This is a genomic window from Methylobacterium sp. WL64, assembly GCF_008039945.1.
GTDB lineage: Bacteria > Pseudomonadota > Alphaproteobacteria > Rhizobiales > Beijerinckiaceae > Methylobacterium.
Map to the genome: position 1 here is coordinate 1 of NZ_VRVA01000250.1, position 2,774 is coordinate 2,774.

General features: G+C 69.0%; 3 protein-coding genes. 2 read left to right on the forward strand and 1 reads right to left on the reverse strand.

Annotated features, from left to right (window positions below):
• Positions 1-1,276, forward strand: a 1,276-nt coding sequence (locus FV242_RS33480; RefSeq protein WP_147941959.1) for a chloride channel protein, incomplete at its 5' end; no start/stop codon positions are given.
• A 101-nt stretch (positions 1,277-1,377) separates the two neighbouring features.
• The gene (locus FV242_RS33485) at positions 1,378-2,469 is read left to right on the forward strand and encodes a tartrate dehydrogenase (protein ID WP_147941960.1); all 1,092 of its coding nucleotides are present in this window, start codon (positions 1,378-1,380) and stop codon (positions 2,467-2,469) included.
• 116 nt (positions 2,470-2,585) lie between these two features.
• Here the strand turns inward: FV242_RS33485 and FV242_RS33490 are convergent.
• Positions 2,586-2,774: hypothetical protein (locus FV242_RS33490; protein ID WP_147941961.1), on the reverse strand; the 189-nt coding region annotated here is incomplete at its 5' end.

A 2,774-nucleotide genomic window follows, 5' to 3' on the forward strand; every position in this document is an offset into this window, starting at 1 on the left:
GTTCGGGGCGCCGCTGGCCGGGGCGTTCTATGCCTTCGAGCTGATCATCGGCACCTACTCGATCGCCACCCTGGCGCCGGTGGTGGTCGCAGCGCTCTGCGGCAACCTCGTCTCCCGGGCGCTGATCCACACCCAGCCGCTGGTCGACCTCGGCGACATGCAGGCGGTCACGACCTCGCACATCACCAGCCTCGAGATCCTGCCGAGCCTCGCCCTCGGGCTGATCTGCGCGCTGTTCGGTATCCTGATCATGCGTGGCGTCACCCTGGTCGAGCGGCTGGTCCAGGCCTCCGGCCTGCCTCGGGCGGCCGGTCCCGCCTTCGGGGGGCTGTGTGTCGGCGCGCTGGCGCTGATCGCGACGCCGCAGGTGCTCTCGGGGGGGCACGGGGCGCTGCACATGCACTTCGCCGCCGAGGGGCAGGGGCACGGAGCCGCGTTTCTGGCCGGCTTGTTCGCCGCCAAGGCGACGGCCACCGCGATCTCGATCGGCTCCGGGTTCCGGGGCGGCCTGTTCTTCGCGTCGCTGTTCCTCGGAGCGATCGCCGGCAAGCTGTTCGCCGCCCTGGCCCCGGAGCTCCTGCCCGCGATGGCAGTCTTCGGCCTCACGCCGCTGGCCTACGCGGTGATCGGCATGAGCGCGCTCGCCGTGGCGATCATCGGCGGCCCGTTGACCATGACGTTCCTGGCGCTGGAGATCACCGGCAGCCTGCCGATCACCGGGTTGGTGCTGGCGGCGGTGATCGCTTCCTCGCTGACCGTCCGGAAGATCTTCGGCTACTCCTTCGCCACCTGGCGTTTCCACCTGCGCGGCGAGACCATCCGCAGTCCCCACGATGTCGGCTGGATCCGCTCGCTGACCGTGGGCCGGCTGATGCGCCGGGACGTCGCCACCGTGGCGGTAGACACGCCGCTGCCGACCTTCCTGCGCGCGCATCCGCTGGGCTCCCCCTCCCGGGTGGTCGCCGTGGATGCGCAGGGCCGCTACGCCGGGATCGTGAACGTTCCAGAGGCTCATGCCGCCGCCCGCGACGCCGAGGCCGGCGCCCCGCCGGTCCTCGCCGACCTCTTGCATCACCCCGACCGGTTCCTGACGCCGGAGATGAACGCCAAGGATGCGGCCGCAACCTTCGACCGCAGCGAGAGCGAGGCGCTCGCGGTGCTCCAGAGTGCCGCGAGCCGCCAGGTCCTGGGCCTGCTCACCGAGAGCCACACGCTCAAGCGCTACAGTGAGGAACTGGACCGTCAGCGCCGAGCCATGGCAGGCGAATCTGCGTGATTGTCACGCCGGGGTGTTGACCGCATGCGCGCGTGCAACACCCTGGCATCGTGCAACCCGGGGCTGGTACGCGGCCCCCGACGCGAGACCCGTGAGGATCCATGGCCGGTCAAGACAGCAGCTCCCAGCGCTGCTACCGCATCGCGGTGATCCCGGGCGACGGCATCGGCAAGGAGGTGGTGCCCGAGGGCGTGCGCGTGCTTGAGCAGGCGGCCAAGCGGCACGGCTTCGCGCTTCAGTTCGACTGGTTCGATTTCGCGAGCTGCGATTATTACGAGCAGCACGGCCGGATGATGCCGGAGGACTGGAAGCCGCAGATCGAGAAACACGACGCGATCTACTTCGGTGCCGTCGGCATGCCGGAACGCGTGCCCGACCACATCTCCCTGTGGGGCTCGCTGATCCTGTTCCGGCGCGAGTTCGACCAATACGCCAACCTGCGCCCGGTGCGCCTCATGCCCGGGGTGAAGTGTCCGCTGGCCGACCGCAAGCCCGGCGATATCGACTTCTGGGTGGTTCGCGAGAACACCGAGGGCGAGTACTCGAATGCGGGTGGCCGCATGTTCGCCGGCACCGACCGCGAGTTCGCCCTGCAGGAGACGATCATGACCCGCCACGGGGTAGATCGGATCCTCAAGTTCGCCTTCGCGCTGGCCCAGACCCGGCCGAAGAAGCACCTGACCTCGGCCACGAAGTCGAACGGCATCTCGATCACCATGCCGTACTGGGACGAGCGCGTGAAGGCGATGGCCGAGGGCTACCCGGACGTGCGGTGGGACCAGTACCACATCGACATCCTGACCGCGCATTTCGTGCTCAATCCGGATCGGTTCGACGTGGTCGTGGCGTCGAACCTGTTCGGCGACATCCTTTCGGATCTCGGACCCGCCTGCACCGGCACGATCGGCATCGCGCCGTCCGGCAACATCAATCCGGAGCGGATTCACCCGTCGGTGTTCGAGCCGGTCCACGGCTCCGCCCCCGATATCGCCGGCCAGGGCATCGCCAACCCGATCGGCCAGATCTGGTCGGGCGCGATGATGCTGGAGCATCTCGGCGAGCACGAGGCCGCGCGGGAGATCGTAAGCGGGATCGAGCGGGTGCTGTCCGAGCGGACGTTGCGCACGCGCGACCTGGGCGGCAATGCCGACACGCAGGCCTGCGGGAAGGCCGTGGCGGACGCGTTGGGATAAATCCCCTTCTATCCTGAGGAGCCCTGCAGGATCGCGAGATCACTGAAGGGCTCCCCCGAGGGCTACACAGCCGTCAGGACAAGGCCTTTGGCTGGTTGGGCGCGCCGCTCGAAAAGTCAGCGCGGGCGGCGGCGGACGCTCACCACGTTGCTCGCCTGCTCGACCTGGCCGGAGGACGCCGGCAGGGTCGCGAGCGCGGTTTTGACGATGGTTGCGGCGTCGAGGCCGGCCTCGGCGTACATCTTCTCCGGGCTGTCGTGGTCCTGGTACAGGTCCGGCAGCGTCAGGGTGCGCACCCGGACGCG